The 26,189-nt window shown below is 39.0% G+C and carries 32 protein-coding genes and 4 pseudogenes; 31 read left to right on the forward strand and 5 right to left on the reverse strand.

Going from position 1 to position 26,189, the window contains the following annotated elements; all coding sequences use genetic code 11:
- The first annotated feature begins 152 nt into the window (after positions 1–152).
- A complete protein-coding gene (locus tag PCORN_RS00375; RefSeq protein ID WP_077913726.1) occupies positions 153–638 on the forward strand; it encodes a DDE-type integrase/transposase/recombinase in 486 nt (161 codons plus the stop codon).
- A 115-nt stretch (positions 639–753) separates the two neighbouring features.
- Here the strand turns inward: PCORN_RS00375 and PCORN_RS21160 are convergent, their stop codons facing one another.
- Together PCORN_RS21160 and PCORN_RS21165 are read right to left on the reverse strand one after the other, a co-directional pair.
- Positions 754–1,386, reverse strand: coding sequence for a DUF6270 domain-containing protein (locus PCORN_RS21160; RefSeq protein WP_420912004.1), 633 nt, complete (start codon positions 1,384–1,386; stop codon positions 754–756).
- 191 nt (positions 1,387–1,577) lie between these two features.
- A complete protein-coding gene (locus PCORN_RS21165; protein WP_420912005.1) occupies positions 1,578–2,630 on the reverse strand; it encodes a hypothetical protein in 1,053 nt (350 codons plus the stop codon).
- Positions 2,631–3,030: 400 nt separating this feature from the next.
- Here PCORN_RS21165 and PCORN_RS19900 point away from each other — a divergent pair, with 400 nt between their 5' ends.
- From PCORN_RS19900 to PCORN_RS18895, 5 genes are all read left to right on the forward strand, one after another.
- Complete coding sequence (locus PCORN_RS19900; RefSeq protein WP_241433022.1) at positions 3,031–4,188, forward strand: glycosyltransferase family 2 protein; 1,158 nt, start codon at positions 3,031–3,033, stop codon at positions 4,186–4,188.
- A gap of 108 nt (positions 4,189–4,296) precedes the next feature.
- A complete protein-coding gene (locus PCORN_RS20635; RefSeq protein WP_338151748.1) occupies positions 4,297–4,572 on the forward strand; it encodes a CDP-glycerol glycerophosphotransferase family protein in 276 nt (91 codons plus the stop codon).
- Entirely contained in the window at positions 4,538–5,350 is an 813-nt protein-coding gene (locus PCORN_RS19905) for a CDP-glycerol glycerophosphotransferase family protein (protein ID WP_277620134.1), read from the forward strand. Before PCORN_RS20635 ends, PCORN_RS19905 begins: the two co-directional genes overlap by 35 nt.
- Positions 5,350–6,375, forward strand: coding sequence for a hypothetical protein (locus PCORN_RS00390; protein WP_036076565.1), 1,026 nt, complete (start codon positions 5,350–5,352; stop codon positions 6,373–6,375). The genes PCORN_RS19905 and PCORN_RS00390 overlap by 1 nt, the downstream gene beginning before the upstream one ends.
- 113 nt (positions 6,376–6,488) lie before the next feature.
- Positions 6,489–6,650 carry a transposase gene (locus PCORN_RS18895; RefSeq protein WP_149024190.1) on the forward strand — a complete coding sequence of 54 codons (162 nt, stop codon included), beginning with the start codon at positions 6,489–6,491 and terminating at the stop codon, positions 6,648–6,650.
- A 196-nt stretch (positions 6,651–6,846) separates the two neighbouring features.
- On the opposite strand, the gene galU is transcribed toward PCORN_RS18895, so the two are convergent.
- A complete protein-coding gene (galU, locus tag PCORN_RS00395; RefSeq protein WP_036076567.1) occupies positions 6,847–7,719 on the reverse strand; it encodes a UTP--glucose-1-phosphate uridylyltransferase GalU in 873 nt (290 codons plus the stop codon).
- A 244-nt stretch (positions 7,720–7,963) separates the two neighbouring features.
- Here galU and PCORN_RS00400 point away from each other — a divergent pair, with 244 nt between their 5' ends.
- The 16 genes and pseudogenes from PCORN_RS00400 to guaA all read left to right on the forward strand — a co-directional run bounded on the left by PCORN_RS00400 (position 7,964) and on the right by guaA (position 21,379).
- Entirely contained in the window at positions 7,964–8,677 is a 714-nt protein-coding gene (locus PCORN_RS00400) for an IspD/TarI family cytidylyltransferase (RefSeq protein WP_036076569.1), read from the forward strand.
- Entirely contained in the window at positions 8,670–9,695 is a 1,026-nt protein-coding gene (locus tag PCORN_RS00405) for a ribitol-5-phosphate dehydrogenase (RefSeq protein WP_036076570.1), read from the forward strand. Before PCORN_RS00400 ends, PCORN_RS00405 begins: the two co-directional genes overlap by 8 nt.
- Before the next feature lie 292 nt (positions 9,696–9,987).
- A complete protein-coding gene (locus PCORN_RS00410; protein WP_036076571.1) occupies positions 9,988–11,367 on the forward strand; it encodes a glycosyltransferase family A protein in 1,380 nt (459 codons plus the stop codon).
- A gap of 18 nt (positions 11,368–11,385) precedes the next feature.
- Positions 11,386–12,540 (forward strand): CDP-glycerol glycerophosphotransferase family protein, encoded by a 1,155-nt coding sequence (locus tag PCORN_RS00415; RefSeq protein WP_036076573.1) that lies wholly within the window; start codon positions 11,386–11,388, stop codon positions 12,538–12,540.
- A gap of 9 nt (positions 12,541–12,549) precedes the next feature.
- On the forward strand, positions 12,550–13,704 hold the full coding sequence (locus PCORN_RS00420) for a CDP-glycerol glycerophosphotransferase family protein (RefSeq protein WP_036076576.1): 1,155 nt from the start codon (positions 12,550–12,552) through the stop codon (positions 13,702–13,704).
- Positions 13,705–13,760: 56 nt separating this feature from the next.
- Positions 13,761–14,144, forward strand: coding sequence for a glycerol-3-phosphate cytidylyltransferase (gene tagD, locus PCORN_RS00425; protein WP_036076578.1), 384 nt, complete (start codon positions 13,761–13,763; stop codon positions 14,142–14,144).
- A 155-nt stretch (positions 14,145–14,299) separates the two neighbouring features.
- Entirely contained in the window at positions 14,300–14,974 is a 675-nt protein-coding gene (locus PCORN_RS21480; protein WP_241433023.1) for a HAMP domain-containing protein, read from the forward strand.
- A complete protein-coding gene (locus PCORN_RS21485) occupies positions 14,937–15,752 on the forward strand; it encodes a sensor histidine kinase (protein WP_241433024.1) in 816 nt (271 codons plus the stop codon). Before PCORN_RS21480 ends, PCORN_RS21485 begins: the two co-directional genes overlap by 38 nt.
- The gene (locus PCORN_RS00435) at positions 15,749–16,441 is read left to right on the forward strand and encodes a response regulator transcription factor (RefSeq protein WP_036076579.1); all 693 of its coding nucleotides are present in this window, start codon (positions 15,749–15,751) and stop codon (positions 16,439–16,441) included. Before PCORN_RS21485 ends, PCORN_RS00435 begins: the two co-directional genes overlap by 4 nt.
- Before the next feature lie 181 nt (positions 16,442–16,622).
- Positions 16,623–16,760, forward strand: coding sequence for a hypothetical protein (locus tag PCORN_RS19920; RefSeq protein ID WP_241433025.1), 138 nt, complete (start codon positions 16,623–16,625; stop codon positions 16,758–16,760).
- Positions 16,750–17,721, forward strand: a pseudogene (locus PCORN_RS19925) (nicotinate phosphoribosyltransferase); the annotation flags it as partial. The gene PCORN_RS19920 and the pseudogene PCORN_RS19925, both read left to right, overlap by 11 nt.
- Complete coding sequence (locus tag PCORN_RS19930; protein WP_241433027.1) at positions 17,645–18,112, forward strand: hypothetical protein; 468 nt, start codon at positions 17,645–17,647, stop codon at positions 18,110–18,112. The pseudogene PCORN_RS19925 and the gene PCORN_RS19930, both read left to right, overlap by 77 nt.
- Before the next feature lie 21 nt (positions 18,113–18,133).
- On the forward strand, positions 18,134–18,961 hold the full coding sequence (nadE, locus tag PCORN_RS00445; RefSeq protein WP_036076581.1) for an ammonia-dependent NAD(+) synthetase: 828 nt from the start codon (positions 18,134–18,136) through the stop codon (positions 18,959–18,961).
- A gap of 19 nt (positions 18,962–18,980) precedes the next feature.
- Positions 18,981–19,289, forward strand: a complete 309-nt coding sequence (locus tag PCORN_RS00450) for a putative quinol monooxygenase (protein ID WP_036076584.1) — start codon at positions 18,981–18,983, stop codon at positions 19,287–19,289.
- A gap of 57 nt (positions 19,290–19,346) precedes the next feature.
- Positions 19,347–19,770 (forward strand): annotated as a pseudogene (locus PCORN_RS00455) (PTS sugar transporter subunit IIB).
- A gap of 64 nt (positions 19,771–19,834) precedes the next feature.
- Positions 19,835–21,379 carry a glutamine-hydrolyzing GMP synthase gene (gene guaA / locus PCORN_RS00460; protein WP_036076585.1) on the forward strand — a complete coding sequence of 515 codons (1,545 nt, stop codon included), beginning with the start codon at positions 19,835–19,837 and terminating at the stop codon, positions 21,377–21,379.
- Positions 21,380–21,450: 71 nt separating this feature from the next.
- On the opposite strand, the pseudogene PCORN_RS18020 reads toward guaA, so the two are convergent.
- Positions 21,451–21,606: pseudogene (locus PCORN_RS18020) on the reverse strand (tyrosine-type recombinase/integrase); the annotation flags it as partial.
- 24 nt (positions 21,607–21,630) lie between these two features.
- A pseudogene (locus PCORN_RS21170) lies at positions 21,631–21,711 on the reverse strand (IS3 family transposase); the annotation flags it as partial.
- A gap of 183 nt (positions 21,712–21,894) precedes the next feature.
- On the opposite strand from PCORN_RS21170, the gene PCORN_RS00465 reads away from it, so the two are divergent.
- The 9 genes from PCORN_RS00465 to PCORN_RS00500 all read left to right on the forward strand — a co-directional run.
- Positions 21,895–22,563: an AAA domain-containing protein gene (locus tag PCORN_RS00465; RefSeq protein ID WP_036076587.1), complete on the forward strand. Its 669-nt coding sequence runs from the start codon at positions 21,895–21,897 to the stop codon at positions 22,561–22,563.
- Positions 22,544–22,744: a hypothetical protein gene (locus PCORN_RS19770; protein ID WP_036076589.1), complete on the forward strand. Its 201-nt coding sequence runs from the start codon at positions 22,544–22,546 to the stop codon at positions 22,742–22,744. Before PCORN_RS00465 ends, PCORN_RS19770 begins: the two co-directional genes overlap by 20 nt.
- A 78-nt stretch (positions 22,745–22,822) precedes the next feature.
- Positions 22,823–23,278, forward strand: a complete 456-nt coding sequence (locus tag PCORN_RS00475) for a hypothetical protein (RefSeq protein WP_036076591.1) — start codon at positions 22,823–22,825, stop codon at positions 23,276–23,278.
- A gap of 11 nt (positions 23,279–23,289) precedes the next feature.
- Entirely contained in the window at positions 23,290–23,745 is a 456-nt protein-coding gene (locus PCORN_RS00480) for an AAA domain-containing protein (RefSeq protein ID WP_036076593.1), read from the forward strand.
- Between the two features lie 58 nt (positions 23,746–23,803).
- Complete coding sequence (locus tag PCORN_RS18030; RefSeq protein WP_479481417.1) at positions 23,804–24,379, forward strand: AAA domain-containing protein; 576 nt, start codon at positions 23,804–23,806, stop codon at positions 24,377–24,379.
- A gap of 23 nt (positions 24,380–24,402) precedes the next feature.
- Positions 24,403–24,660 carry a DUF2726 domain-containing protein gene (locus PCORN_RS21175; protein WP_420912006.1) on the forward strand — a complete coding sequence of 86 codons (258 nt, stop codon included), beginning with the start codon at positions 24,403–24,405 and terminating at the stop codon, positions 24,658–24,660.
- 431 nt (positions 24,661–25,091) lie between these two features.
- Positions 25,092–25,358, forward strand: a complete 267-nt coding sequence (locus tag PCORN_RS00490; protein WP_036076597.1) for a hypothetical protein — start codon at positions 25,092–25,094, stop codon at positions 25,356–25,358.
- Positions 25,359–25,408: 50 nt separating this feature from the next.
- Positions 25,409–25,711 (forward strand): hypothetical protein, encoded by a 303-nt coding sequence (locus PCORN_RS00495; RefSeq protein WP_036076599.1) that lies wholly within the window; start codon positions 25,409–25,411, stop codon positions 25,709–25,711.
- The coding region (locus tag PCORN_RS00500) for a T7SS effector LXG polymorphic toxin (RefSeq protein ID WP_036076600.1) at positions 25,698–26,189 on the forward strand (492 nt) is incomplete at its 3' end. The genes PCORN_RS00495 and PCORN_RS00500, both read left to right, overlap by 14 nt.

The raw sequence follows: 26,189 nt of genomic DNA on the forward strand, positions 1-26,189 counted from the left end.
TACGAACTATAACTGGAAAAGAATCCGTCGAATTATGCGGATAAATCAATTGTATTCCGTCATTCGTCGCAAGAAACCACAATGGTTTCGATCTACCGCAGAGCATACCGCTAAAAATATGCTTAACCGCAATTTCCAGGCAGCGCACCCTAATGAAAAATGGTGTACAGATGTCACGGAATTCAAAGTTAGTAACGGGACGAAAAAAATACCTCAGCGCCATTATCGATTTATATGATCGCTCGATTGTAGCCTATATTTTAAGTAGTAAAAACGATAATAAGTTAGTTATGGATACCATTAAATTAGCCATGAAGCGAAATCCCAAAGTAAAGCCCGTGATTCATAGTGATCGAGGTTTTCAATACACGAGCCATGCCTATAGAGACCTCAAAAATAAATTTGGGTTTAAGGTAAGCATGTCACGTGTTGCCAAATGTTTAGACAACCAACCGATAGAAAGTTTTTGGGGCATACTGAAAGCAGAATATTATTATCTTCATTCCTTTGTATCCGAAAAGGAGTTAATCCGAGGGATTCATAACTATATCAATTTTTACCAACACGAACGTATTATCACCAAATTTAATAGCCTTACTCCGAGTGAATATCGAAATAAGGCCATCAATGAAGCGTAGTTGAACAGATAAATATGGTATTTTTTGTTCCAAGTCATATTATTTCTTTTTTGTTTTTTTAGCCTGTCTACTTGACAGGGAGCAGTTCATAATCTGAGGCGCCAAGTATTTTTGTTTATTTTCTATTTGTAATGTAAATAAGTTCTTTCAAAAAATCTTTGTAGTAGGTTGATTCGAAATGAGAAAAAGAATGACCAAAAGGATAGTTAAAATCACCAATATAAGGCTTTTTAGAGAAATCAATTACCTTTGCTTCTGGTATTTTTGACAAGAAATAATTATTCAAACGATCCCAGAAATAGTTATTTCGCTCAATCTGCATTTTATCCTTATACTCCACGACAGTTCTATTTTTTGAATAGTAAGTAGTTGTGAATCCACCTAGGTTTAAAATAACACGATCCGGCGGAATTATCTCTGTTAACTTTGCGATAAATTGATCCGCATATTCTGTCCAAGTGTCAAAGAAGGTATCATTATCTGTGTGATCTAGTATTTTTTCGTAAGGAATATCGTTCAATAATTGACTTTGCTCGATAACATAAGACAGAGTTATCGCGGTCTTGTCATTTAACCACATGACTGGGCGAATGACATCTGGGTAGAGATCAATTAGAAAGTAGTCAGAATTAGCTTTTTTAAGATTGATGAAGAATTCTTTGTTTAAGTCTTCCTCCACAGTAGAACGTTCATTGTCTGTTATATTGTCATATCCTGATACGTTAATGCCAGTTGCAGGTGCTGTCATGACACTAATGATAGAAGAATGGAATTGTGTAAAGGTACACTCAAAAAAAAGTTTTATAGTCAGGATTGAAAAAAGGTGTAGAGTTGAAAACATTCCGGCTAAAACAAGTACCCATTACTGCAATTTTGGTCACGCTTCCCAAGTCTTGAGGTGCCTCAATGGTATAACAAGATAAGTTGTTTAAGCCGTTTTTAATGAGTTTTGCTTTTAAATTGAGCGCTGGCAATATCAAAGTATTCAAAGGAGCTTAAATCAATAGTGTCTGAAATAGCGATAGGTAAGTCAGGAAAGTCATCTGAACGTACAAAAAAGTCCCAAGTAGTATCAGGTTTATTTACAGGACCTGATAGAAAATCTTGTTTACTTATAGAAGCAGTGGATTTAGTAAGCCCTTTTTTGACAGGCCAAGTTTGTTCTAAGTTATACTCAAATGCTTTTGCTTTTCGATCGCGGCGTTTGGCAACGATTTGACTTGGAGAAATTTTAATTTTTGATTTGAATTGGCAAAAGACTTCAGTTTCCTTATCATGAAGCTGAGTAAGTGTAATAATGTCTTGATAATCTTTCCCAAAATAGAAGGATAGTCGATTTGAACCAGTGACATAAGATTCTAATGAGGTCAGAAGTGGTAAATCTAATGATATCTTCTTTGGTACTAAATGCTTTACATCAGGACCAATAGATAGATATGTAGGCAATCTTTTTCCTATCTTAATAGGGGAAATATCAATAATTACATCTAGGACATTACTGTTATCAACTAAGAAATCAGAAGATATTTTCATGGTGGGAATAGAAAAAGGGACGCGATTATTAATAATTACTCCTAAATCAAATGCTTGATACTGTTCATGGAATAGATAAAATTGAGCTGTTGGGCGACGTTTAAGTAGTAACCTTGCTTCAAAAAGACCATCAAGGAGCGGTGTAGAAATCGAAATGGTTCCAGATATCTCCTTTTCGTTCATTGAAAAATTCTCTAAGTGTGTAGAAGTTTCTAAAGGTGTATTAACCAGTGTGAGGATACCTTCCGGGAATTCAAAATGGTAGCGATAGAGCGATTCATCTGATTGGACTGGTTTGTTTGTAATAGGACCATCTGTACTCAAATTAGAATAAGGATGGCTCGCATTTACTTTGAATTTCCAACGAGTCTCCTGATCTGGCATAGATAGTTTGGCAATTTCAGTAACAGAAATGACAGCAGTGAATGTTTCTCCGTCCTGTTCAAAGGGGATATTCAATTTCTGCTCAGGATGTTTATACTCGCGAGTTTCATTATAGTAAGCATGAATACTATCGATTTTTCCAACTGTGACACCAGATATTTTCCATATATTGTTATCGGTTAACTGAATATTTTTAATAAAAAAATTTCATCTGTATCTCCTTAAAATTATAGTTTTCCATTACATATATTCTAGCATAGAATCTTAAAACTCCCTACAGAAATGAATAGAGATATTCAGATTAGATAATTCCATTGGCAATAAGATAGATTATAGTGTTTCCAGTGCGATTATAGTATTGTTTGTCGTTTATTTTTACATACGACATGAATAAACGATTGACTTGTACGGAATGAATGGATAGAATTAATAGAGTATGTGACATTTATATTTCAAATTAGGGAGAGTCTATAAAATGAGCAATGATTCAACTATAAATATGGAACGAGAAATGGGAATAAATATTATTATCCCACTTTATAATGTAGAGGAAGTAATCCTTGAGACTTTGGAGAGTATTAATGAACAGACTTTTAACATGTACGAAGTGATAATGATTGATGACGGTTCGACAGATAAAACCACAGAAATCGTGAGGGAATACATACAAGACAAACCTCAGTTCAGACTTTTCACACAGCCAAATGGTGGGCCAGCAGCAGCTCGGAATCACGGCCTACGTCTAGCGAACAGAACGTATATTTGTTTTGTTGACAGTGATGATATTATTCCAAACTATGCTTTGCGACTTATGTATGAAGCTGCTATTTCAACTCAGTGTAAATTAATAACAGGAGCAACGAAACGCTTTAATTCAAACGGCGAATGGTTTATACCGATGCATATTAAGCATAATATTGCAAAGCCAGGTATAAAGACGCTGTTGAAAAATCCAGAACTATTCTTTTCAATTGGTCCTTGTGCGAAATTGTATCATCATTCATTAATTGATGGGGTATTCTTCCCAGAAAATATTCGTTATGGTGAAGATCAACCATTTGTGCTCCATGCATTATTACAGGCTGAGGAGATTTATACCGTTGAGAAAGTAGTTTATTATTATCGGCTTCGGGATGGTGAATCTCAATCATTAACACAATCTGTAAATAAAGATCCGATTCGTATTTTGAAATCTGTTTTTCAGATTTTTGACTACGGTGAGATTGAGCTTGAAAAAAATAATACCGAGTATGAAGTCGCCTTGAAATACTATCAACGTGTTTCGAGTATTGAACTGTGGGGCGCGCTTAGAGCTGCAATCGAGAGTAAAAGAAGCGAGAATCAAGAGATCGCATTTAAAATGACATTGGACTGGTTCCAATCTAAATCAGATGATTTTTTAAATCTAATTTCTTCTTTCCGGTATTTCTTGTTGTATAGTTGTATCGAAAGAGTATGCTATATCACGAAGGATAATAAAGAGAACTACCGAAAACTAATTACTTATTTGTGGAGTAGGCAAAGTAATGAGGCAAAAAAAAGCGTTTCAAAAAGCGTATCCTGTACACATGAATGCGGCTTTGCAAATTATGGAGGACAACAATTGGAAACCTGCACGACAAATATCATTTAAATTTATGGTGCGACGTAGGTTCAAAGCACCAGTCTTAATTCGCAAGATAAGCCGCCGCATTGTTTTTACTGTAGCAAGCTGGATGCCACGTAAAAAAAAAATCAGATCATCTTAGCAACGGAGCGCGGCACCAAATTAGAAGGCAATCTACTAGCCATCTATGATTATTTATTTTATAAGGATATGCCTCAAAAAGTGTATATCTTTTTGCGTAAGAATAGAAATTGGTTTGAGATGTTTCAGTTGCACTATGCTTTAGGTCGTGCACAAACAATTGTATTGGATGATTATTACAACAAAATATATGGACTTAAGTTCAATAAGAAAACACATGTAGTACAATCTTGGCATGCAACGGGCGCATTTAAAAAAATTTGGATTTAGCTCTCTGGATGGAACAGACGCCAATACAGAAGAATTTGAGACGCGTGCGCATTCTTCTTACACGGACGTACTTGTTAGTTCAGAAGGTATTATTTCGGAGTATGCGGATGCTTTTAGAAAGCGAGAAAATCAAATAAAAGCAATCGGTGTGCCTAGGACGGATATATTTTTTGACGAGGAGTATGTGAGTTATATTAGAGAAAAATATAGCCGGAAATACCCTCAGTTACGGGATAAAAAAATAATCCTTTATGCTCCAACATTCCGTGGGGGGCCTAACGAACGATTTAATTACAGTGTGGTACTTGACATCGCTGCTATGAAAAAAGAACTCGGGGATACACATATTTTGGTCTTGAAATTCCACCCAGTAATTAAAAATGTTTCATTCAATGTTGAAAAAGACGATTCTTTTATTTTGAATTTGACGGCTAATCATGATATTAATGATTTAATGCTTTTTAGCGACGCTTTAATTACTGATTATTCTTCGGTTATTTTTGAATTCAGTTTGATGAATCGGCCAATGTATTTCTTCGCGTACGATATTGATGATTATTTAGATGAACGTGGCTTCTATTTCGACTACAAAACGATGATTCCGGGAGACATTTTTAAAGATACCACATCGCTTATTAATGCTGTAAAGACAGAAGTATATGATTATGAGGCCCTAGATGTGTTTAAGCAAAAATTTGTTGCGAACTTAGATGGACAATCAACGAAAAGATTTGTAGAAATGTATGTAGGAAAAGCAGATGAGGAGGAAGCCAAGTGATGCCCATAAAAATAGAGCAACTTGTTATAAATGAAGGTGAAAAGTATTGGGGGACTCCAGAATTCTGTGAGAAATTAAGAATAGCTGTTGCTGGGCTAGATGCTGATTTTGTTGCCGTGCGTTCAAGGGATGGGCAGAAATTATGGTTACAAATGCAAGATTATATTAATCGCTTCCCTGAAAATATGAATGGGGCTGATATTCATGTTTTTAATCAAAATCCAGCCTTTTTACAGTATTTACGAAAGTTACCAGATGGAGAGGTATATGACATGACCCCGGGTCTCATGTTTTTAGGTGAAAATACACCTAATCCAGCTAGCACTTACCTAGAACAGGATCCACATATACTGTTAGCTGAAATGGGAACGTATATTTTGTACAAAACTAGTTTTTTGAAAGAATATTTCAATTTAGTAGAACGATCAGTAGGGTTAATTGATATTTTTCAGAAATCAAAAATGATTTGGAAGCATCGTGTCCTCGAAGAAACAAAGGAAAATGAAGAGGTACTAACTGGGTACACGGTGGACGAGATGGTTTCTTGCTGGGAGTATTATCGGGAACTAGAGGATAAATATACGTTTTTGAGTTTGAACCTGCTTGATTTCGATAAAAATATGTTTAACTATTTAATCCGAAATAAGTTAGGCCCAGTTTTCGCACAAAACCTGATGGATGGGAATTTGACTGAAGCTAGAAATGGGATGGAGGCATTCACCGATTTTCTAGAAAGTCGAGATAAGAAGCTTGTCAGCGCTCTTGTATCCTCTGGCTATTTTTATATTCATTTCCCAGTAGTGAATTATGGGCTTTGGCAACAGGATAAATCATTTGTAGTGGCTTATTTAAGATTTTTGAAAGTCTTATTTGGAAAGTCTCATTATCAAACGAAGCAATATTATTTGAAGTACTATAGACGTGCGACAAATGCAACATATAAAACTGTGGGCTTAAATTCCATAAAACCTGTAGCAAAGAGTTATGAACTTTACTTTGAACATGAGAGTAGGCATTTAGTCTAAAGAAAAGAGTGTACGGTGGACGGAACCGAACAGCCCACTATCATGAGACAAAATAAAAAAAGCATCACTTGTTGAATTCAGGTACAATGAATTTAACAGGAGGTGCTTTTTACATGGGAACAACGGTGGCTTATCCACTACAGGTCAAACAAGAAGCCATTGAAATGAGAAACAGAAACTGGGCGGCACTGGGAACAGAAATTATTAATGCTTTTATATCTCCGTGTTTATCCGATGGTTTGGCAGAAGGCATTAATAATCGAACTAAGAGTTAAAACGTGGTGCTTATGGCTTTCAGTGTTTCGAAAAATTCCGAGATAAATACTCGCACCTCGCTATTTCACCCCAATAATTGACATAGAGCCCAAAAATTAGACTACCGATTTCCGATAAAAAATCGGAGAGCAGCAGTCTAATTAGAAATTTTTTTTGATATTATCCTATGAAAGTGAGTTAGTTCTTTCTATAAAATTATTTTGATTTTTTATCTTTTTTGTGAATTTGCTGATAAAGATCGTCAACCAGTTTTGCGACATCATCTTTAATTTCGGGGTGTTTTAGTGCAAACTGCATTGTTGTTTTGATAAAACCGAATTTATCACCAACATCAAATCGTTCGCCTTCAAAATCATAAGCAAAAACGCGCTGTACTTCATTGAGGCTATTAATGGCATCTGTTAATTGGATTTCTCCGCCAGCCCCAGGTTCTTGTGTTTCTAAGAAATCAAAAATTTGCGGAGTAAGCAGGTAACGACCAAGGATTGCTAAATCAGATGGAGCGTCCTCAGGATTTGGTTTCTCAACGAATCCTTTTACATTATAAAGGCCCTTGCTATACTCATTTATTGGATCAATGATACCATACCGATATGTTTCTTCATGAGGAACATTTTGCACACCGATAATGGAACTATGTGTTTTCTCATACTGATTCATTAATTGTTTAGCACATGGGACTTTGGATTCTACAATATCATCGCCAAGCATAACAATGAACGGCTCATTTCCAACAAATCCTTTTGCTTGAAGGATGGCATCACCAAGTCCCTTTGGCTTTGATTGACGGATAAAATGTAAATTAATGTTCGTCGTTTCTTCTACGAGATGAAGTAGCTCTAGCTTGTTTTTATCTCGAAGGTTATTCTCAAGCTCTGGTACCGAATCGAAATGATCCTCAATAGCTCTTTTTCCCTTCCCTGTAACGATTAAAATATCTTCAATGCCAGCTGCAACGGCTTCTTCAATGATAAATTGAATAGTGGGTTTATCGACAATAGGTAAAATTTCTTTAGGCATTGCTTTTGTGGCAGGTAGGAAACGGGTTCCTAAACCTGCGGCAGGAATGACTGCTTTTTTTTACTTTCATAATGACATTCTCCTTCAATTTTAGTTAAGTATATACAGGTTAATTATACGTTATAGGGACTGGGTATTACAAGTTTTTATGATTTTGGTCATTTCGTATATATATCTTTATTAGTAAGTAATAGTATTTAAAGAACTTACAAGTAAGCGCTAGTTTAAGTGGGTACTTTTATGTTACAATAAAACTATAAACATAAAAAAAACAGTTAAAGGAGATTAGAGAATGATATACGCTCAAATTTTAGCTGGAGGAAAAGGTACGCGGATGGGAAATGTCAGCATGCCAAAACAATTTCTATCCTTGAATGGTAAGCCAATTATCGTACACACAGTCGAAAAATTTATTTTAAATAACCGCTTTGATAAGATTATTATTTCGTCTCCAAAAGAATGGATGAATCACGCGGAAGATAATATTAAGAAATACATTTCCGATGATCGCGTTGTTGTGATTGAAGGTGGCTCGGATCGTAACGAAACAATTATGAATGGGATTCGTTATATTGAGTCGAACTTTGGTTTAACGGATGACGATGTTATTATTACGCATGACGCGGTTCGCCCGTTCTTGACGCACCGGATTATTGAAGAAAACATTGATGCGGCGCTTGAAACTGGTGCGGTGGATACGGTTATTGAAGCGATTGACACGATTGTAGAGTCGTCGAATCATGATTTTATTACGGACATTCCGGTTCGTGACCACATGTACCAAGGCCAAACGCCACAAAGTTTTAATATTAAGAAGCTATATAGCCATTATCAAGACTTGTCCGCAGATGAGAAACAAATTTTGACGGACGCTTGTAAGATTTGCTTGCTCGCAGGAGACCGTGTGAAGCTCGTGAAGGGCGAAATCTTCAATATTAAGATTACAACACCATATGATTTAAAAGTGGCAAATGCGATCATTCAGGAGCGTATCGCCAATGATTAATCAAGTATACCGACTAGTATCGGAGCGACAATTCGAAGTTACCAATGTGGATGAGTCTTTGAATGAAGAAGTAGTCGTTGTTCGTCCGACGTATTTATCAATCTGTGCGGCAGACCAACGCTATTATACCGGTTCTCGCGGAAAAGAAATGCTCTCGAAGAAATTACCGATGGCGCTTATTCACGAAGGAATCGGCGAAATCGTGTATGACGCAACGAAAGAATTTAAACCAGGCACCAAAGTAGTGATGATTCCAAATACGCCAATGGAGACCGATCCTGTCATTGATGAGAACTATTTGGGAACAAGCAAGTTCCGTTCGAGTGGTTATGATGGCTTGATGCAAGACTACGTGTTTATGCGCCGCGATCGTGTTGTCGTGTTACCAGATGACGTCAATCCAAAAGTCGCTGCGTTTTCCGAGTTAATCTCGGTTGCGGTTCACGCGATTCTACGTTTCGACCAAAAAGCGAATGAAAACCGCGAATCGTTCGGCGTTTGGGGTGATGGGAATTTAGGATTTATCACAGCTTTAATCTTGAAAAACTGGTATCCTGAAAGTAAAGTGTACATTTTCGGGAAGACACCGTATAAATTAGACTTTTTCTCGTTCGTTGATGGCGCATTTTCGATTGACCACATCCCAGCCGATTTGGTAATCGATCAAGCCTTTGAATGTGCGGGAGGACGTGGAAGCCAGTATGCTGTGAGTCAGATTATCGATTTGATTAAACCAGAAGGCACGATTTCGTTGCTGGGCGTTTCCGAGTATCCAATTGAGTTTAACTCACGCATGGTACTTGAAAAAGGCTTGACGGTTTATGGAAGCAGTCGCAGCGGACGCATTGATTTCGAGAAGACAGTAGAATTCTTGACGGAAAACAAACGAGCTGTGGAGTATTTGCAAAACTTAGTTGGTGAAGTGCATCAAGTGAAATGTATACAAGACGTGATTGAAGCCTTCGAAGCCGATTTGCGCAGTCCGTGGGGTAAGAGCGTGATGGAATGGGGAATTTAAAGTGCTGAAACAGCCCGTTTAGCCTCGACAGAAATTGTTAGGGGGCGCAGTGAAAACCCTCTTTTGGTTTTTGCGGAGGCCACGAAATTTCCGAGAGGCTGGCTGTTGAAGCCGGATTCGGAAGACGCCGGAGCGTGACGCAGAGCAAGGAACGAATGCTCACGTTGTTCGCACTCGTATTGAGGCTCTAAATCGGCAAGGGATGCCTCATAAGAGCCACAACAACAGTTTCTTTTCCAGGGTTATATCTCTTGTCCAAAGGATATAACCCTATTCTAAATGGGGTGAATAAATGAAATTTGCGATAATAATACCGTTCTACAACGCCGAGAATCGCTTAGAGAAATCGGTGGAAAGTATTATCAAACAATCATACGGGTTTACCGAAAATATTCAAATCCTTCTGGTCAATGATGGCAGTACAGATAAAAGTGGAAACATTGCAGATTTATTAGTCAGAAAACATCCGCAAAATATCCATCAAATTCATATCAAAAACGGTGGCCCGGCTCGTGCGCGTAATATTGGCTTGATGCATGTCAGAAACGATATTGATTTTGTTGGCTTTTTAGACGCAGATGATGTATATTCGTTACATATGATACGTGAAATGGCGCATTTTGCGGAAAAGCACACGCAAGTCAATATGATGGTTCCACCGTTTTATTATTTAGACGATTGGGGCTCCCGGAAGAAAATCGGTGCGCATAAGTTGAACACGCGATTTGAGCAGGGAAGCTGTGTTGTCAACATTCTAGAGGACTATAAGGCGATTCATTTTTATATTGGTGGCACTTTTTTGCGTTTTGAGAGGTTGAAGCAATTGGCGTTTGACGAGTCGTTGCGTTTTGGTGAGGATCAGCTGTTAATTACGAAAATGTTGTTGGATGATGAGGAATATGGCGTTGTTGCGAATGTTGGTTATTTCTACTATCGAGACATGAAAGAGAAGGGCTCGCTTGTGAATAAGTCGTGGCAGGATAAGTCGCGCTATCAGCCGTTTTTGGAGGCAGTTTATCAGACGTATCTGCATGATTCGAAGGCGAAGTTTGGAACGGTCATTCCATATGTGCAATATTTGATTAGTTATCATGCCAAATTGTATTTTTATAAAGAGCATGTGTATTTTCGCGAAGTGCTGGTGGAAGAGGAACAGGCGGCGTTTGTGACTGCTTTTCAACGGATTTTTAGTGAAATTGAGGAACGGTATGTGTGGGAGCTTGAAACGGCTCAACCGGTGAAGGAAATGATGTTATCGCTGCGTAAAAGTGGCTGGCCAGTTCGATTTGAAACGGCTCCACTTGTTGATATCCCGACCGTTACACTACACAAGAAATGGCGTCCAAATGGGCATGCGGAACTGTTTTCTGATATTGAGGAATCACGTGTCGCTTTGCCTGAAAAGAGTTTCTTCGCCGTAAAAACACTATTTTCAACTAAAAAAGCAGTGGTCGTGAAGCGTTCGGAGGATCAACTGATTTGGGATGTTGTTGTGCGACCGGCAGGAACGATTCGCACGGCTAAAATCCGTTTGAGGCCTTGGGAATTGCGAGGTAAGTGGTTTTATCAACATGAGAAGCGGAAAGTAGAACTGGAATATTTCCGGTTAACGGCTGAGTTGAGACAGAGAGTAAAACGGCGACTAAAGCTAAAACGAGCGCTGAATCAATAGAGATAAGAGGGTCAACAGATGGCAAAATTAGTCCAGGCGGTATATTATTTTTTATTTCGGTTAGCGGGACTGTTACCGCGAAAACAGAATTTAGTTATTTTTGAGAGTTTTTCAGGTAAACAATATAGCTGTAATCCGCGTGCGATTTATGAATATATGAAGGAGCATGAACCGGAGTATGCGTTATTATGGAGTGTGAATCCGCGCTATACGAAGCTTTTTGAGGAGCATGGGGTACCTTATGTGACGCGATTTTCGGTGAAGTGGTTGTTTACGATGGGGCGAGCGAAGTATTGGATTTCGAATAGTCGGTTGCCGCTGGAATTGCCGAAGCCGAAAAAGACGGTATATGTGCAAACCTGGCACGGGACGCCGCTTAAGAAGCTTGGTGTGGATATTGATGAGGTGCATATGCCGGGTCAGACGACGGCGCAATATAAGGATGATTTCGTGCGGGAAGCTGCAAAATGGGATTATCTGATTTCACCGAATGCGTATTCTAGCAAGATTTTTCGTAGTGCGTTTGGTTACACTGGGGCGATGATTGAGTCGGGATACCCGCGGAATGACCTGCTTTTTAGTTCGAACAAGGAAGCGATGATCGCTGAGATTCGTCAAAAACTCGAGATTCCTGATGGGAAAAAAGTGATTTTATATGCGCCGACATGGCGAGATAATGATTTTCATAAGGTTGGCGAATATAAATTCGATTTGAAATTCGATGTTGCCCAAATGAAAGTGAGATTCGGTGAGGATGTTGTGTTGCTCATTCGGATGCATTATTTGGTGGCGGAGCAGTTTGATTTTGCGCAGTATGGTGATTTTATTCGAGACGTGTCGTCTTATGATGATATCCGTGATTTGTATTTGGTGAGTGACATGTTGATTACGGATTATTCCTCGGTCTTTTTTGATTATGCGAATTTGGACCGACCGATGATTTTTTTCACATATGATTTGGCGGAATATCGTGATACGTTACGAGGTTTTTATTTTGATTTTGAGAAAAATGCACCAGGTCCGTTAGTGGAGACAAGTGAGCAACTGATGGATGAAATAGCAACAATATTGGAGCAACCAGCCAAGAGTAATAGCCAATTCTTCCAGCAATTTTGCGAATGGGAGGACGGGCACGCAGCGGAAAAAACTGTGCAAATCGTCTTTAAAAAGTAGGTGTCAGTGATGAAAAATGTAGCAATAAAGCTTTATATGATGATGGTTCGAGTGTTAGGTTTTGTGTTTGGGCGTTTCCCAGTGCAGCAAAAAGTAGTGATGTTGATCAGTTTTCCGGAAAATCCAGGAGCGATATTGCGTGAAATGGAGAAATCGCATTTTATGCCGGAAACGATTGTTTTTTATGATCCGCGTTTAAATGTGGATGGAATGGCGCGTAATTTTATGCGTTCTTTGCCGAAAACGAACGGGAATTTGATTCGCTTGATGTTTCATTTAAGCACAGCAAAAGTGGTCGTGACGGATAATTATTTTGCGGAATTGGCCGGTGTGAAGTGGCGGGATTCTATGGAATGTGTGCAAATTTGGCATGCGAATGGTGCACTGAAGAAATTTGGCTGGGAAGATAAAGCGGCGCAAAAACGTTCGGACTCGGATAAAAAACGTTTTCAGGCGGTGTATAAGACTTTTTCGAAGGTGGTTATCGGCTCGGATGAGATGGGCGAGCTTTTCAAGCGTTCTTTTTTAGTGGATGATGCGCAACTGCTGAAGATTGGTGTGCCGCGGACGGATTATTATTTTGATGAGACTGCTTTAGAACAAAATAAGCATATTGGACTTGCGAAATATGGAATTCAAGATAAGAAAGTGCTGTTATATGCGCCAACTTTTCGTGATGAAGAGCTTGCTGAGACGAAGTTGCATTTAGATGTTGCGGCAATGAAGATTGCGTTTGGTAAAGGGTACAACTTGTTGTTGAAATTGCACCCGTCGATGTTGGCTGATTTACCGAAGAAGGACGACGATTTTTGTGTTTATATTGATAAAGAAACGGAGCTTGAGGCGCTGTTACCAATGGTGGACGTGCTGATTACTGATTATTCTTCTATTCCTTTTGAGTTTGCTTTTTTCGAGAAACCGATGATTTTCTTTGCGTATGATCTGGATGCGTATGATACGAGTCGAGGCTTGGCGGATGGCTATTTGGAGGAGATTCCAGGGCCGCTTTGCAAGACGACTGCGGAGGTTGTTACGGCGATACAAAAATCTGCGATGGACACGGAATCGGTACGCGAGTTCAGTGCGCGTTGGAATAAATATTCTGATGGGCAATCGAGCAAGCGTTTTGTGGCATTTTTGCAAGAGGAAATGGAGCGAGAATAGGCTGGTGAAATCGGCTTATTCTTGTTATACTAGTGACTAGGAAAGTAGGTGTTTTCATGAAAAAAGTGATTACATACGGCACATTTGACTTGCTTCATTGGGGTCATATCAAGCTACTTGAGCGTGCGAAGTCGCTAGGTGATTATTTAGTTGTCGCTATTTCGACGGATGAATTCAATCGGATCAAGCATAAAGAGGCATACCATAGTTTCGAGCATCGCAAGCTGATTTTAGAGGCGATTCGTTATGTTGATGAGGTTATTCCCGAAAGTCACTGGGAACAGAAGATTCAGGACGTGAAGGATCACGATATTGATATTTTTGTGATGGGTGATGATTGGAAGGGCGAGTTTGATTTTCTGAAAGATTATTGCGAAGTTGTGTATTTGCCGAGAACGAACGGTATTTCCACTTCCAAAATTAAAGATGATTTAGGTTAACATCAAAGCTACGAGAAATGGCATCTGCATAAGCCGTTTTTCGTAGTTTTTTGTATAGAATCTTAAAAGTTCCTTAAATCAGCGCAAAATCCCTTGTTAAAAAAGCCGTTTCGCTATATGCTTGCTGTACAGTAAGACGAAATGAGGAAAGTAATATGTCTATTAAATTTCGGTTTATGCTATCTTATATTGCGGTTATCATCTTAACGGGAGCCTTTTTGATTTCGGCTTTTTTTCTAGGTGTATGCACATTGACGGGGGCTTCACCAGGACAACTATATAAATCCGCAACACTTCAACGCCCACTTTCAACGGATGAAGAAAATGCTTTTTTAGAGCTGAAAATGATAGCAAAAAATACGCCGGATCAGCTATTGGAATATCAAAATTTTAAGTTGTTGGAGAAAAGTGATGTGCAGATTGTGGTGAGGAGAAATGATACGATTGTGTATTCTTCCTCGGATCTATCCAAGAAATCGTTGCTTGTGCATCAGCCAGACTACGAGTTAAATAACTTAAACATGCGTGGAACGATTGATAATCAAGGCGATTTTTTCCGCTATATCAAGTTTGATTATCTCTATTCCGATGGTTCAAAAGGAAGTGTTATGGTGCTTCAGCCGGAAAATTCCTATATGGAAGTGTTACAGAAATGGGGAGTTCTCATTGTCGGCGCGATTTTATTGTTCGGTGTTTTGGTGATTGGATTGCTTAGTTATTTCGTCGCCAGAAGCGTGATTCGACCGATTGTTCATCTCAAGGAAGGCGCAGAAAAGATCGAGGCGGGAAATCTTGATTTTGAAATGGAGGAGCCAAAAGGAAAAAATTGAAATTTCGACGCTGATTGCAACGTTTGAAAAAATGCGAATCAGGCTTAAAAAATCGCTAGAAGTCCAAGAACAATACGAAAACAACCGGAAAGAGCTATTATCGAATATCTCACACGATCTAAAAACACCAATTACGTCGATTGTGGGCTATATTGAGGGGATTCAAGATGGTGTCGCGAATACGCCAGAGAAGCAGGCGAAGTATTTGGAAATTGCGCATGCGAAGGCGAAGGACATGAATGCTTTGATTGATGAATTATTCTTATTTTCGAAGCTTGATTTGCATAAAGAACCGTTTTATTTTAGAAGTGTGGATTTGAACGCATTGTTGGCACAAGTCGCCGAAGAGTCGGAATTGAGTTTTGCAAAAGCGAATGTTGAGTTAGTGATTCCTGAAGAAAAACTAGTAACGGTGGCTGATCGTGATAAATTGAAACGGGTTTTGGAGAATTTGATTCAGAATAGCATTAAGTATATGGATAAAGCGCAGGCAAATATCAGGATTCAGCTTGAAAAACGCGAAACGGACGCGATAATCACGATTCATGATAACGGTAAAGGCATTTCGGATAGTGGGATGAAGGCGATTTTTGATCGGTTTTACCGGGAAGAGGTGTCACGGAATTCGACTACTGGCGGAAGTGGATTGGGCTTGTCGATCGCGAAACAGATTGTGGAAGAGCACGGGGGCGAGATTTGGGCGATAAGCAAATTGGGTATCGGGACGAGCGTTTCTATTAAACTGAGGTTGAAAAAGAAAGAAGATGATGAAGCGTGAAACGGATTTTGTTGGTAGAAGATGAGTTGGAAATTGCGGAGTTAGAGCGTGATTATTTGGAGATTAGTGATATGGAAGTGACGATTGAGAGCAATGGTCTGAAGGGGCTTGAACGGGCGCTGGGAGAGGATTTTGACTTGATTATACTGGATATCATGTTGCCGGATATGAGCGGGTTTGATATTTGTCGTGAGATTCGGGCGAAGAAGGAAGTCCCGATTTTACTTGTTTCGGCGCGGAAGGAAGATATTGATAAGGTTCGTGGGCTCGGTCTTGGTGCGGATGATTATATTACGAAACCGTTTAGCCCGAGTGAACTGGTGGCGCGTGTGAAGGCTCATTTGGCACGTTATGAGCGCTTGGCAAAAAGCAATATCGAGACGCAAAATGAGATTTTGCAAGTGCATGACTTGACGCTCGATTTGGATGGTCGGAAAGTTTTTGTGGCGGACAAGGAAATTATTTTTACGACGAAGGAATTTGATTTGCTTGTGTTTTTGGCGAAAAGGCCGAATCGGGTTTGGAATAAAGAGCAACTTTTTGAGCAAATATGGGGAATGCAAGCGGCGGGAGATGTATCGACGGTTGTTGTGCATATTCGGAAAATCCGGGAGAAATTGGAGACGCATGGCGCGCATTCTGATTCGATTGAGACGATTTGGGGCGCGGGATACAGGTTTAATTTATAGGAATATAGGACGTTAGTAGATTTGGATATGTCTACTAACGTTTTTTTGTTGAAAATCTTGGGATAGTAGCCTCATAATGCTGGATGAAGAAGAAAGGGTTAAATATAGCTTATAAAGTTAGCTTTTTTGCCCGATTTAAGCTATGATGTTTTATAAGAAAACATAGACAGGAGTATGGATTATGACTTTATTTCCAGATGATAGTAAAACGCTACACACCGATTTGTATCAAATTAATATGATGAAGGCGTATTGGGATGATAATATACATGAGAGACGCGCTGTTTTTGAGGTTTTTTTTCCGCGATATGCCGTTTGACACGGGTTTCTGCGTGTTTGCAGGACTTGAGCGCATTATCGACTATATGGAGAATTTACGATTTACCGACACGGATATTGCTTATTTGCGCGAAGAAACGGCTTTTGAAGAGGAATTTATAGATTATCTGAAAAATTTACGGTTCACCGGGACGATTCGCTCGGTTGTTGAAGGCGAATTTGTGTTTAAAACAGAGCCAATCATTCAAGTCGAGGCGAACCTTGCGGAGGCGCAATTAATCGAGACGGCATTACTTAACATTGTGAATTTCCAAACGTTAATCGCGACGAAAGCAGCTCGGATTAAAAACGTCGTGGAAGGCGAACCACTTGCTGAATTTGGGACGAGACGTGCACAAGAAATGGATGCAGCGCTTTGGGGCGCACGTGCAGCCTACATCGGTGGTTGTGATTCAACCAGTAATATTCGCGCGGGTAAAACTTTTGGCATTCCAATCTCGGGAACGATGGCGCATTCGATGGTTCAGGCTTATCGAGATGAATACAATGCATTTAAACGCTACGCAGAGACGCATAAAGATTCCATTTTTCTTGTAGATACGTATGATACGCTGAAATCGGGCATTCCAAACGCGATTAAAGTGGCGCAAGAAATGGGCGATGCGATTAATTTTATCGGTATTCGTTTGGATAGCGGAGACATGGCCTTCCTATCGAAAAAAGCGCGCCAAATGTTGGACGAAGCAGGATTCCCCGATGCGAAAATTTTTGCGTCGAGTGATTTAGATGAAACAACAATCCTACACCTGAAAGCGCAAAAAGCGAAAATCGATGCGTGGGGTGTTGGCACGAAACTCATTACGGCATACGACCAACCAGCGCTTGGTGCTGTGTATAAATTGGTCGCAATCGCCGATGAAAACGATGTGTTACAAGATTCAATCAAACTTTCCAGCAATACCGAAAAAGTCACAACACCTGCGAAGAAAAAAAGTCTATCGCATCATCACAAACGAAGAAGGACCAAAAGCAGAAGGCGATTACATTTGCTTGGAAAACGAGTCATTGGAAGGCGTCGACACACTAACGATGTTCCACCCAATCCACACCTACATCACAAAAGAAGTCACGAATTTCACCGCAAAAGAATTATTGGTTCCAATTTACGAAAAAGGGGAATTAGTATATCAAAGACCAACTTTAGAACAAACGCGCAAATACAAAGAAGAAAATTTAACCTTGCTGTGGGATGAATATCAACGAACGGTGCGACCAGAACAATACCCCGTCGATCTAAGCGTGAAATGTTGGAAAAATAAAATGCAAAATATCGAAAACGTCCGCAAAACAGTACAGAAACATTCACCAGTCAATTTTGATATTCCATTTTAAGCAAGTGAAGGGGGCAGGAGAATGAGTTTACAAAAACAGATTATTGCAGAAATGCATGTGTTACCAAAAATCGATGAAACCGCAGAAATTCGCCAAAGTGTCGAGTTTTTAAAGGCGTATTTGACGAAGTACCCATTTATCAAATCGCTTGTACTTGGCATTTCGGGAGGCCAGGATTCCACGCTCGCTGGAAAATTGTCGCAAATGGCCATCAGCGAACTGCGCGAAGCCACGGGAGACGAGTCCTATCAATTTATCGCGGTACGTTTGCCATACGGTACACAGTTTGACGAGGCAGATTGCCAAGACGCGCTTGATTTTATCGAGCCAGATCGCGTCGTGACCATCAATATTAAAGCGGCTGTCGATGCGAGCACGTCGACATTGCTAGAAGCAGATATCGAACTTTCCGATTTTGCAAAAGGCAATGAAAAAGCGCGTGAACGGATGAAGGCGCAATACAGCATTGCAGCGATGAATCATGGCGCTGTCGTTGGTACTGATCACTCCGCTGAGGCTGTGACAGGCTTCTACACGAAATACGGCGATGGAGGAACCGATATTAATCCACTGTTTCGCTTGAACAAACGTCAAGGTAAGGCGCTTCTAAAAACGCTTGGTTGCCCAGAACATCTCTATCTGAAAAAACCGACCGCGGATCTCGAAGAAAATAAACCAGCCTTACCCGATGAAGTCGCACTCGGCGTCACATACGACAACATCGACGATTATCTAGAAGGCAAAAAAATCCCGACAGAAATCGCGATTCAAATCGAAAATTGGTATTTAAAAACACAACATAAGCGCCACATGGCAATCACAATCTTTGATGACTTTTGGAAAAACTAGTTTTGAGGAGGAGATGACAATGAAAATCGCATTTGGCTTAATTACAAAATTCAAAGCGCATCCAGGAAACAGGAAAGCGCTCGTCAATATTTTGCTGGAGGCAGCGACTGGGCTTGATAAATACAACGCGTGTATTCAGTATGTTGTTAGCGTGAACGAAGATGATCCAGATACGGTGATTGTGACAGAAGTCTGGACAGATTCCGGACATCACAAAGCATCGCTCGATAATGAAGAGGTAAAAGCCGTGATTGAACGCGCAAAACCACTTATTGCATCCATTGAAAAAAGCGTGAGCATGGATGTTGTCGGCGGAAAAGGACTATAACTACTCGAAGCTGCTCTTGAATCAAAGAGCAGTTTTTTGCATGAAAGGAGTTTACAAATGAAAAAACTACTCATCGTTTGTGCGGGTGGCGCAACGTCAAGCTTAATGGCGCAAAATGTTGTAAAAGAAGCCGAGAAGCAGGGCATGACCGCGGCACTTTTATTTCCCGAAGACCTCCAATACAATCGCTTCGAACCCCATCAAGATAAGGACCTTGTCGTTGTGATGGGGCCAATTGGTATGGTGACAACCTCGCGTCTTCAAGGTTATGCGAAAGTGGATGCCGTTCTCGTGTCACCGCAAGTTAAATATCTTTTTAAAAAACGCCGAAGCTATATTGAATGAGCTTGAAATTCCGTGCGCGAATATAGATTCCCTGTCATTTGGAAGGATGCGTGGAGATGTTATTTTAAAGCAAGCGCTGACATTGATAAATCACGATTTTTACGGTTGCAAGAATGCAGACCAGACGTTACAATAAAGAGAAGAACTTGAAACACGCGCAACGTACATAAATAAATTTTAAAGGGGTTTTGTGAAGGAATATGAAAGATTTTACAGAGCAAGAGAAAATTATCGTTCTTGATTTTGGCAGTCAGTATAACCAATTGATTACGCGCCGTATCCGTGAATTTGGCGTGTACAGCGAGTTGCACCCACATACAATTACGGTGGAAGAAATGAAAGCACTGAATCCAACTGGAATTATTTTCTCTGGAGGCCCAAACAGTGTCTACGATGAAGGCGCGTTTCGTTGCGACGAAGACCTATTCGAGATGGGCGTTCCAATCCTCGGCATTTGTTACGGCATGCAGCTGATGACGAACCACTTCGCTGGAAAAGTAGAGCCCGCAAAAGACCGCGAATATGGCAAAGCAACCATCAACGTTGAGAAACCGTCCCGTCTTTTCGCAGCGCTACCGACCGACCAAATCGTTTGGATGAGTCACGGTGACCTAGTTGTTGCCGAACCAGCAGGCTTTGAAATCACTGCTACCAGCGCATCATGCCCGATTGCGGCAATCACAAACGAAGACCGAAAAATGTACGGCGTGCAATTCCACCCAGAAGTACAACATTCCGTTCATGGTACAGAGTTACTGAAAAACTTCGCGCTAAACATCTGCGGCTGTAAAGGCGACTGGACGATGGAGAACTTCATTGATGTGGAAGTTGCTAAAATCCGCGAACAAGTCGGCGATAAAAAAGTATTGTTAGCCCTCTCTGGCGGCGTGGATTCCTCTGTAGTCGGCGTCCTGATTCACAAAGCAATTGGCGACCAGCTGACATGTATTTTTGTCGATCACGGCTTGCTACGTAAAGGCGAAGCAGAACAAGTGATGGAGACGTTATATGGTGATTTCCACATGAATATTATCAAAGTCGATGCCAAAGAACGCTTCATGACAAAACTTGCCGGCATTTCCGACCCTGAGCAAAAACGTAAAACAATTGGTAACGAGTTCATCTACGTTTTCGACGACGAAGCAACCAAGCTTGACGGCGTTGAATTCCTAGCACAAGGAACACTGTACACAGATATTATAGAAAGCGGAACAGCAACAGCACAAACCATCAAGTCCCACCATAACGTTGGCGGCTTGCCAGAAGACATGCAGTTCCAATTGATTGAGCCGCTAAATACGCTGTTCAAAGACGAAGTTCGCGCATTGGGACTTGAGTTAGGAATGCCGGATGCAATCGTTTGGCGACAACCATTCCCAGGACCAGGACTCGGCATCCGCGTACTAGGCGAAATCACGGAAGAGAAACTAGAAATCGTCCGCGATTCGGATTATATTTTACGCGAAGAAATCAAGAATGCCGGCTTGGACCGCGAAATCTGGCAATACTTCACGGCATTACCAAACATCCGCAGCGTAGGCGTGATGGGCGACGGCCGTACGTACGACCACACCGTTGTTATCCGCGCGGTAACGTCGATTGATGGCATGACAGCTGACTGGGCACGGATTCCATGGGAAGTGTTGGAGTTGATCTCAACGCGAATCGTGAATGAAGTAGCGCATGTGAATCGTGTTGTGTATGATATTACGAGTAAGCCGCCCGCGACGGTGGAATGGGAATAGCGAGTGGTGAGCCGAAAATCCTTTAGTATCAAGGGTTTTCGGCTCTTTTTTTCATTTGGATAAAGATGTCAATAGGTACCAAGGGTTGTTTCGATATACTCATGACCTAAGCGGTCTTTGATGATTAGAGGATTTTCACCCATGCTAATTAATAAGGGTGCATGGGAATGTCGTAATGCATGGATTCGTATTCTATGAATTCTGGCTTTTTTAGCGAAACGGTCAATATCTTGGACAAAAATAAATAGAATTTAATTCGATTCTCGTTCAAAAACGTTGGGTGTTAAATAACCTAAAGATTGATGAATACGTTTATTATTAAACCAATAAACATAAAAATGGTCCGTAAAAGTGAGCCACTGGAGTTAATAACATATGATATAGTGAAGTAGAAGCAGGTAGAAATATCTGTTTTTATTGTATATTAGGCGATTGAGAAAGAATGTATAAATTGGTATAATGAAGTAACGAAGATGGAGAAATGAGATTTTATATTAAGGGATGATGGATATAATATGAGTAATATAGATTTTCTGTGGGCACGACAAGGAGATAAAGAAAAATTTGAATTCGAATATACAAACATGCAAGGAAATAGAAAGACTCATAAACCAAACGGGATACAACATATTGATGAGGCAGAGGGAAAAGTACGATTATTATTCAATACGAGATCTTTTGAATATGTTATAGATAGAATGGAGAGCTTGCATCTAAGAAATAGTGAGGCGTTTCTTAAGACTATTTCCGTGGAAAAGGAAGTTAAATATGAGAATAAATCTTACACCTCCAATAATATATACAGTTACTATAATGAAATAATTGATTACTTAATAGGTGGAAATATTAAAAACAATCCTAAAGATGCTGATGGGCTGAATTTCAGTATGCAGTCAACAAAAGAGAAAATTTTATCTAGTGATGCCCATAAATTTAATAAAGCAATATTCAAAAAATTTATGAATGGGAATAAGGCAGAAAGAATAATTTTGAATCAAGAAAGTAAACCACTGGTTCTTCCTTTTATTTCAAATCAATCTCAAAAAAAGGCTGTTACCAATGCTTTAGAGTATGATATTTCGGTTATTCAGGGGCCGCCTGGAACAGGCAAAACGCAAACAATTCTTAACATAATTTGTAATGCTATAGTTGAAGATAAAAAAAGTGCTTGTGGTATCAAATAATAATAGTGCTATTGATAATGTCGCTGAAAAATTAGATGGATTAGAAAAAATGTTTAATTTTTCAATCCGATTAGGAAATAAATGTTATACAAGCAAGCTAGTAGATAATATTCAAGAAAAAATGAAAGAAGATTTGGAACGACTGAAAGAAAAAACAAAAAAAGTAGTTGGAGAAAAATAGATTTAGGAAAACTAATTAATAAGATTAATCTACTTGAACTTGAGTGTGCCAAACTTATTAAATATAAAAATCAATTAAGTGAATTGTATACACAAAAAAGGCATATCGATAAAAAAAATAAGCACATATAATGTAGATGCAACAAAAATAGAAATAAATAATTTACTTGTTTTTCCATCAGAATTAAAAAGAGAAATAGAGTTTTTACGTAATCAAAGAACAAAAGCAGATACGCTATTGAATAAGACTTATTTCCGTGTGCGATTTTCAGAAAAAAGAATTGATAGCGATAACTATACGATGTATCAATGGAGGCTAGAACAACTTTATGCAATAAAGATGATTAAATATCTAGAAAATAAAACTCGTAAACTCCCAGAAAAGCAAGAAAAAATAGGTAAGCTTTATGAGGTGTATAGAAAAGAATCAATTGAACAAATTAATAATAAAATAAAAAATAAGTTTCAATCATGCGAAAATGAGTGTAATGATATTGTTCAAAAAAGAAAAAAATTGATAGCTTTTTTAGTATAAAGCAACAAATATTGAACATTTATCCAGTTGTTCTTACAACCTTGGACTCAGTTGTATCTAATACAGGGTACTCAAGATATGATTATGTCATTATTGATGAAGCATCACAAGCAAACATTATTACAGCTATACCAACAATAAACAATGCTGTAAAGATAATAATAGTGGGGGATACAAAACAGCTTTCTCATATAGTTGATAAAGAATTAGCGATAGAAGATGAAAAGCTAATGGAGAAATATAATATAGATTATAAGTATTCTTTTTCAAAGAAAAATCTATTGGAATCCATTCTAAGTGTGTGTGAACCACCCGAAGTATTGCTTAAAGAACACTATAGATGTGATTTTAATATTATCAATTATTGTAATAAAAAATTTTATAATGATGAGTTGGAAATCTATTCTAAGAATTCATTATCGGAGAGCATAAAAATCATGGCATTAAATCAAGAAAAAAAATTCTGATTATGGTCTAAGAAAAAATGGTGATGGAAGCTATTTTAATAGAATAGAGGAAGTTGCAATTAAAAAATATATAGGAGATAATTTTAGCGACACTGCAATAATCACCCCATATGCGAAACAAGAAGAAAATTTAAAAGAAAGTATTACAGAACTTGCAACTACAACGGGGACGATATATAAGTTTCAAGGAAGAGAAAGTAAAAGAGTTATCCTCTCAACCGTCCTTACTCATGAAATGGAACATTGTAAAAATACGAATACATTAGGAAACGAGACTATTAATGTAGCTGTATCAAGAGCAGAAGATGAGTTTGTTTTATTTACACATGATAAGTTTTTTAAAGAGCAGAAGCATGAGTTGAAAGATCTCATCGAGTATATTGAAACATATGGAAATGTATTGGAATCAAATGTAAATTCGATATTTAGTTATTTATATAAGCAGATACCTTATTTTAAGAAGACAGCTATGTATGAAAGTGTCTGGGAAAAAACGCTCTATAATCGAATGTTAATAATTATGGAAAATTATCCTGGATTTTCAATAAATATGAAATTAGCAGTTGCAGATGTAGCTGGAGATAAAAAATATCTAAATGCACATCCAGAACATAAAAAAATTTGCTTTGAATAAAAAAAGCACATCTTGACTTCACAATTGTCAACGAACTTACAGAAAAACCAGTACTAGTAATTGAACTTGATGGCGAAAGTCACAAAGAACCTGAGCAACAACGAAGAGATAGAATAAAGGAGCAAATATTAGAGCATCACGAGATTCCGTTATGGCGAATAAGTAGTAAAGATGCACTAGAACATGAAAATTTAGAAATGGTTTTTAGTGAGTATATGAGTGAAGCAAAGTTAGAAAATAAGTTTAGTAGTTTTCTTGAAGATAATAAATGGAAGTATTAATTGATTTAAACAATAAAATATTGAATAACCACTTAAAGAATTGTGGACTTTAGATCTAGATGATATAATTAGTTCGAGGAGTAGTCAGTGATAGGATTAACAAGTGTATTGAAAATTAGAGAATCAAGTGATAACATTTTGATAACAGAAATTTGATAAGAGCCAAATAATATAGGAAATATGAATTTAAAGTGCATAAAACAACGCTAAAACTAAACTAATATGTTTAATATCAGAATCGTCTTGCTGAGTGGGAATAAATTTAAAAGAGTTTGGAGTCCTTTTATGGGATTTCAGCTCTTTTTTTGGCTGTTCAGGCTTTTAAAATCTATTTTACTATCTCGATACTGAATGCTATAATTAGGAATAATATGTGTTTCTGAAACTAAATATTGTACGGAAAATCCAAATAAAGAAAGGATTTATTAGTTATGTCAAAGAAAATCCAATTACCAAGCGGGCGGTTAGCGGAACATGCGAAAGAAATCGGCAGTAGCGCCAATGATATATCGTTCCATCTGCAACCAACGATGTCTTATTCGACGAGTTCTGCACGCCAATTGGTACAAAGTAGTATGGACGCAGCGCACATGATTCAAGCCATGCCAGAAGCGTTTAAAAAAGGACGTACAAAATCTGAAAAATGTCGAGCAGACATTTGTCGCCTCCGAGAAAGAGATGGCGGACATGTGGAGTAAAGCGCTTCATCTAGATAAATAAAAATAGACATGAGGAGTGAAAAGAAGGGATGAAACAGCAGGAGGAAGCGGTAAGAAGGCGTATTGAGAAACAACGGGAATTAGAAGAGGTGGAGCGTGAATTCAGACAGTTGAAACGGCAACAAGATGACTTGCTTTCACGAATTGGAAATGCATGGCGAGGAAATCACTCGGAGAATAGATTGGGTGCTATTGCCTTAGATTTAGCGCAGGAACAACGCATGACACAAAAGAAACTCTACAACTTAGATGACCAGCTACAAGCAGAACACAAACAAGCAAAAGCTGACGTCGAACAAGCGAAAGAGGCGAAATCAGATGCCACGCATTGATATAGGCGAAGTACGTTATTTTGTCGAGCAGTTTCTAAGAGAGTCCCAGAAATTAAAGGACGCACTAACGAACTACCGAAAAGCAGTCGCGAAAATAATAGCGGATGGTGATATCAAGGGAGAAATCGCAGACAGTGCCAAGCAATACTACCAAACGGTGCACTATCCGATTATCGATACAACCAAGGCATGTATGACCGATGCCGAAGAAATTTTAAAGAAATATACCACCGATTTTCATAACCAAGTCGATCCATCGATGAATGCGCGAATTGATTCCGATGAATTACAAGAACTCCAAGCCGAAGTTCGAAAATGCCAAAATCGCTATGAAGACTTGTTGGTGAAAATGAAATCGATGGCTGGCGGTTCCTCACTTGGACAGCAAATCGGCATGCAATTAGGGATGCAAACCGCGATGGGGCAACTACAACACGAAATGCAAATCATAGAACGCTATCTTGATTTTGACATGAGC

The sequence above is a fragment of the Listeria cornellensis FSL F6-0969 genome (assembly GCF_000525855.1).
Taxonomy (GTDB): Bacteria; Bacillota; Bacilli; order Lactobacillales; family Listeriaceae; genus Listeria_A; species Listeria_A cornellensis.

Excerpts from the sequence above, each read along its gene's own strand:
- PCORN_RS00375 (WP_077913726.1), top strand. The coding sequence starts at position 153 with ATGAAAAATGGTGTACAGATGTCACGGAATTCAAAGTTAGTAACGGGA.
- PCORN_RS21160 (WP_420912004.1), bottom strand. The coding sequence starts at position 1,386 with ATGACAGCACCTGCAACTGGCATTAACGTATCAGGATATGACAATATA.
- PCORN_RS19900 (WP_241433022.1), top strand. The coding sequence starts at position 3,031 with ATGAGCAATGATTCAACTATAAATATGGAACGAGAAATGGGAATAAAT.
- PCORN_RS19905 (WP_277620134.1), top strand. The coding sequence starts at position 4,538 with ATGCAACGGGCGCATTTAAAAAAATTTGGATTTAGCTCTCTGGATGGA.
- PCORN_RS00390 (WP_036076565.1), top strand. The coding sequence starts at position 5,350 with ATGCCCATAAAAATAGAGCAACTTGTTATAAATGAAGGTGAAAAGTAT.
- PCORN_RS18895 (WP_149024190.1), top strand. The coding sequence starts at position 6,489 with ATGGGAACAACGGTGGCTTATCCACTACAGGTCAAACAAGAAGCCATT.
- PCORN_RS00400 (WP_036076569.1), top strand. The coding sequence starts at position 7,964 with ATGATATACGCTCAAATTTTAGCTGGAGGAAAAGGTACGCGGATGGGA.
- PCORN_RS00405 (WP_036076570.1), top strand. The coding sequence starts at position 8,670 with ATGATTAATCAAGTATACCGACTAGTATCGGAGCGACAATTCGAAGTT.
- PCORN_RS00410 (WP_036076571.1), top strand. The coding sequence starts at position 9,988 with ATGAAATTTGCGATAATAATACCGTTCTACAACGCCGAGAATCGCTTA.
- PCORN_RS00415 (WP_036076573.1), top strand. The coding sequence starts at position 11,386 with ATGGCAAAATTAGTCCAGGCGGTATATTATTTTTTATTTCGGTTAGCG.
- PCORN_RS00420 (WP_036076576.1), top strand. The coding sequence starts at position 12,550 with ATGAAAAATGTAGCAATAAAGCTTTATATGATGATGGTTCGAGTGTTA.
- tagD (WP_036076578.1), top strand. The coding sequence starts at position 13,761 with ATGAAAAAAGTGATTACATACGGCACATTTGACTTGCTTCATTGGGGT.
- PCORN_RS21480 (WP_241433023.1), top strand. The coding sequence starts at position 14,300 with ATGTCTATTAAATTTCGGTTTATGCTATCTTATATTGCGGTTATCATC.
- PCORN_RS19920 (WP_241433025.1), top strand. The coding sequence starts at position 16,623 with ATGACTTTATTTCCAGATGATAGTAAAACGCTACACACCGATTTGTAT.
- PCORN_RS19930 (WP_241433027.1), top strand. The coding sequence starts at position 17,645 with ATGTGTTACAAGATTCAATCAAACTTTCCAGCAATACCGAAAAAGTCA.
- nadE (WP_036076581.1), top strand. The coding sequence starts at position 18,134 with ATGAGTTTACAAAAACAGATTATTGCAGAAATGCATGTGTTACCAAAA.
- PCORN_RS00450 (WP_036076584.1), top strand. The coding sequence starts at position 18,981 with ATGAAAATCGCATTTGGCTTAATTACAAAATTCAAAGCGCATCCAGGA.
- guaA (WP_036076585.1), top strand. The coding sequence starts at position 19,835 with ATGAAAGATTTTACAGAGCAAGAGAAAATTATCGTTCTTGATTTTGGC.
- PCORN_RS00465 (WP_036076587.1), top strand. The coding sequence starts at position 21,895 with ATGAGTAATATAGATTTTCTGTGGGCACGACAAGGAGATAAAGAAAAA.
- PCORN_RS00490 (WP_036076597.1), top strand. The coding sequence starts at position 25,092 with ATGTCAAAGAAAATCCAATTACCAAGCGGGCGGTTAGCGGAACATGCG.
- PCORN_RS00495 (WP_036076599.1), top strand. The coding sequence starts at position 25,409 with ATGAAACAGCAGGAGGAAGCGGTAAGAAGGCGTATTGAGAAACAACGG.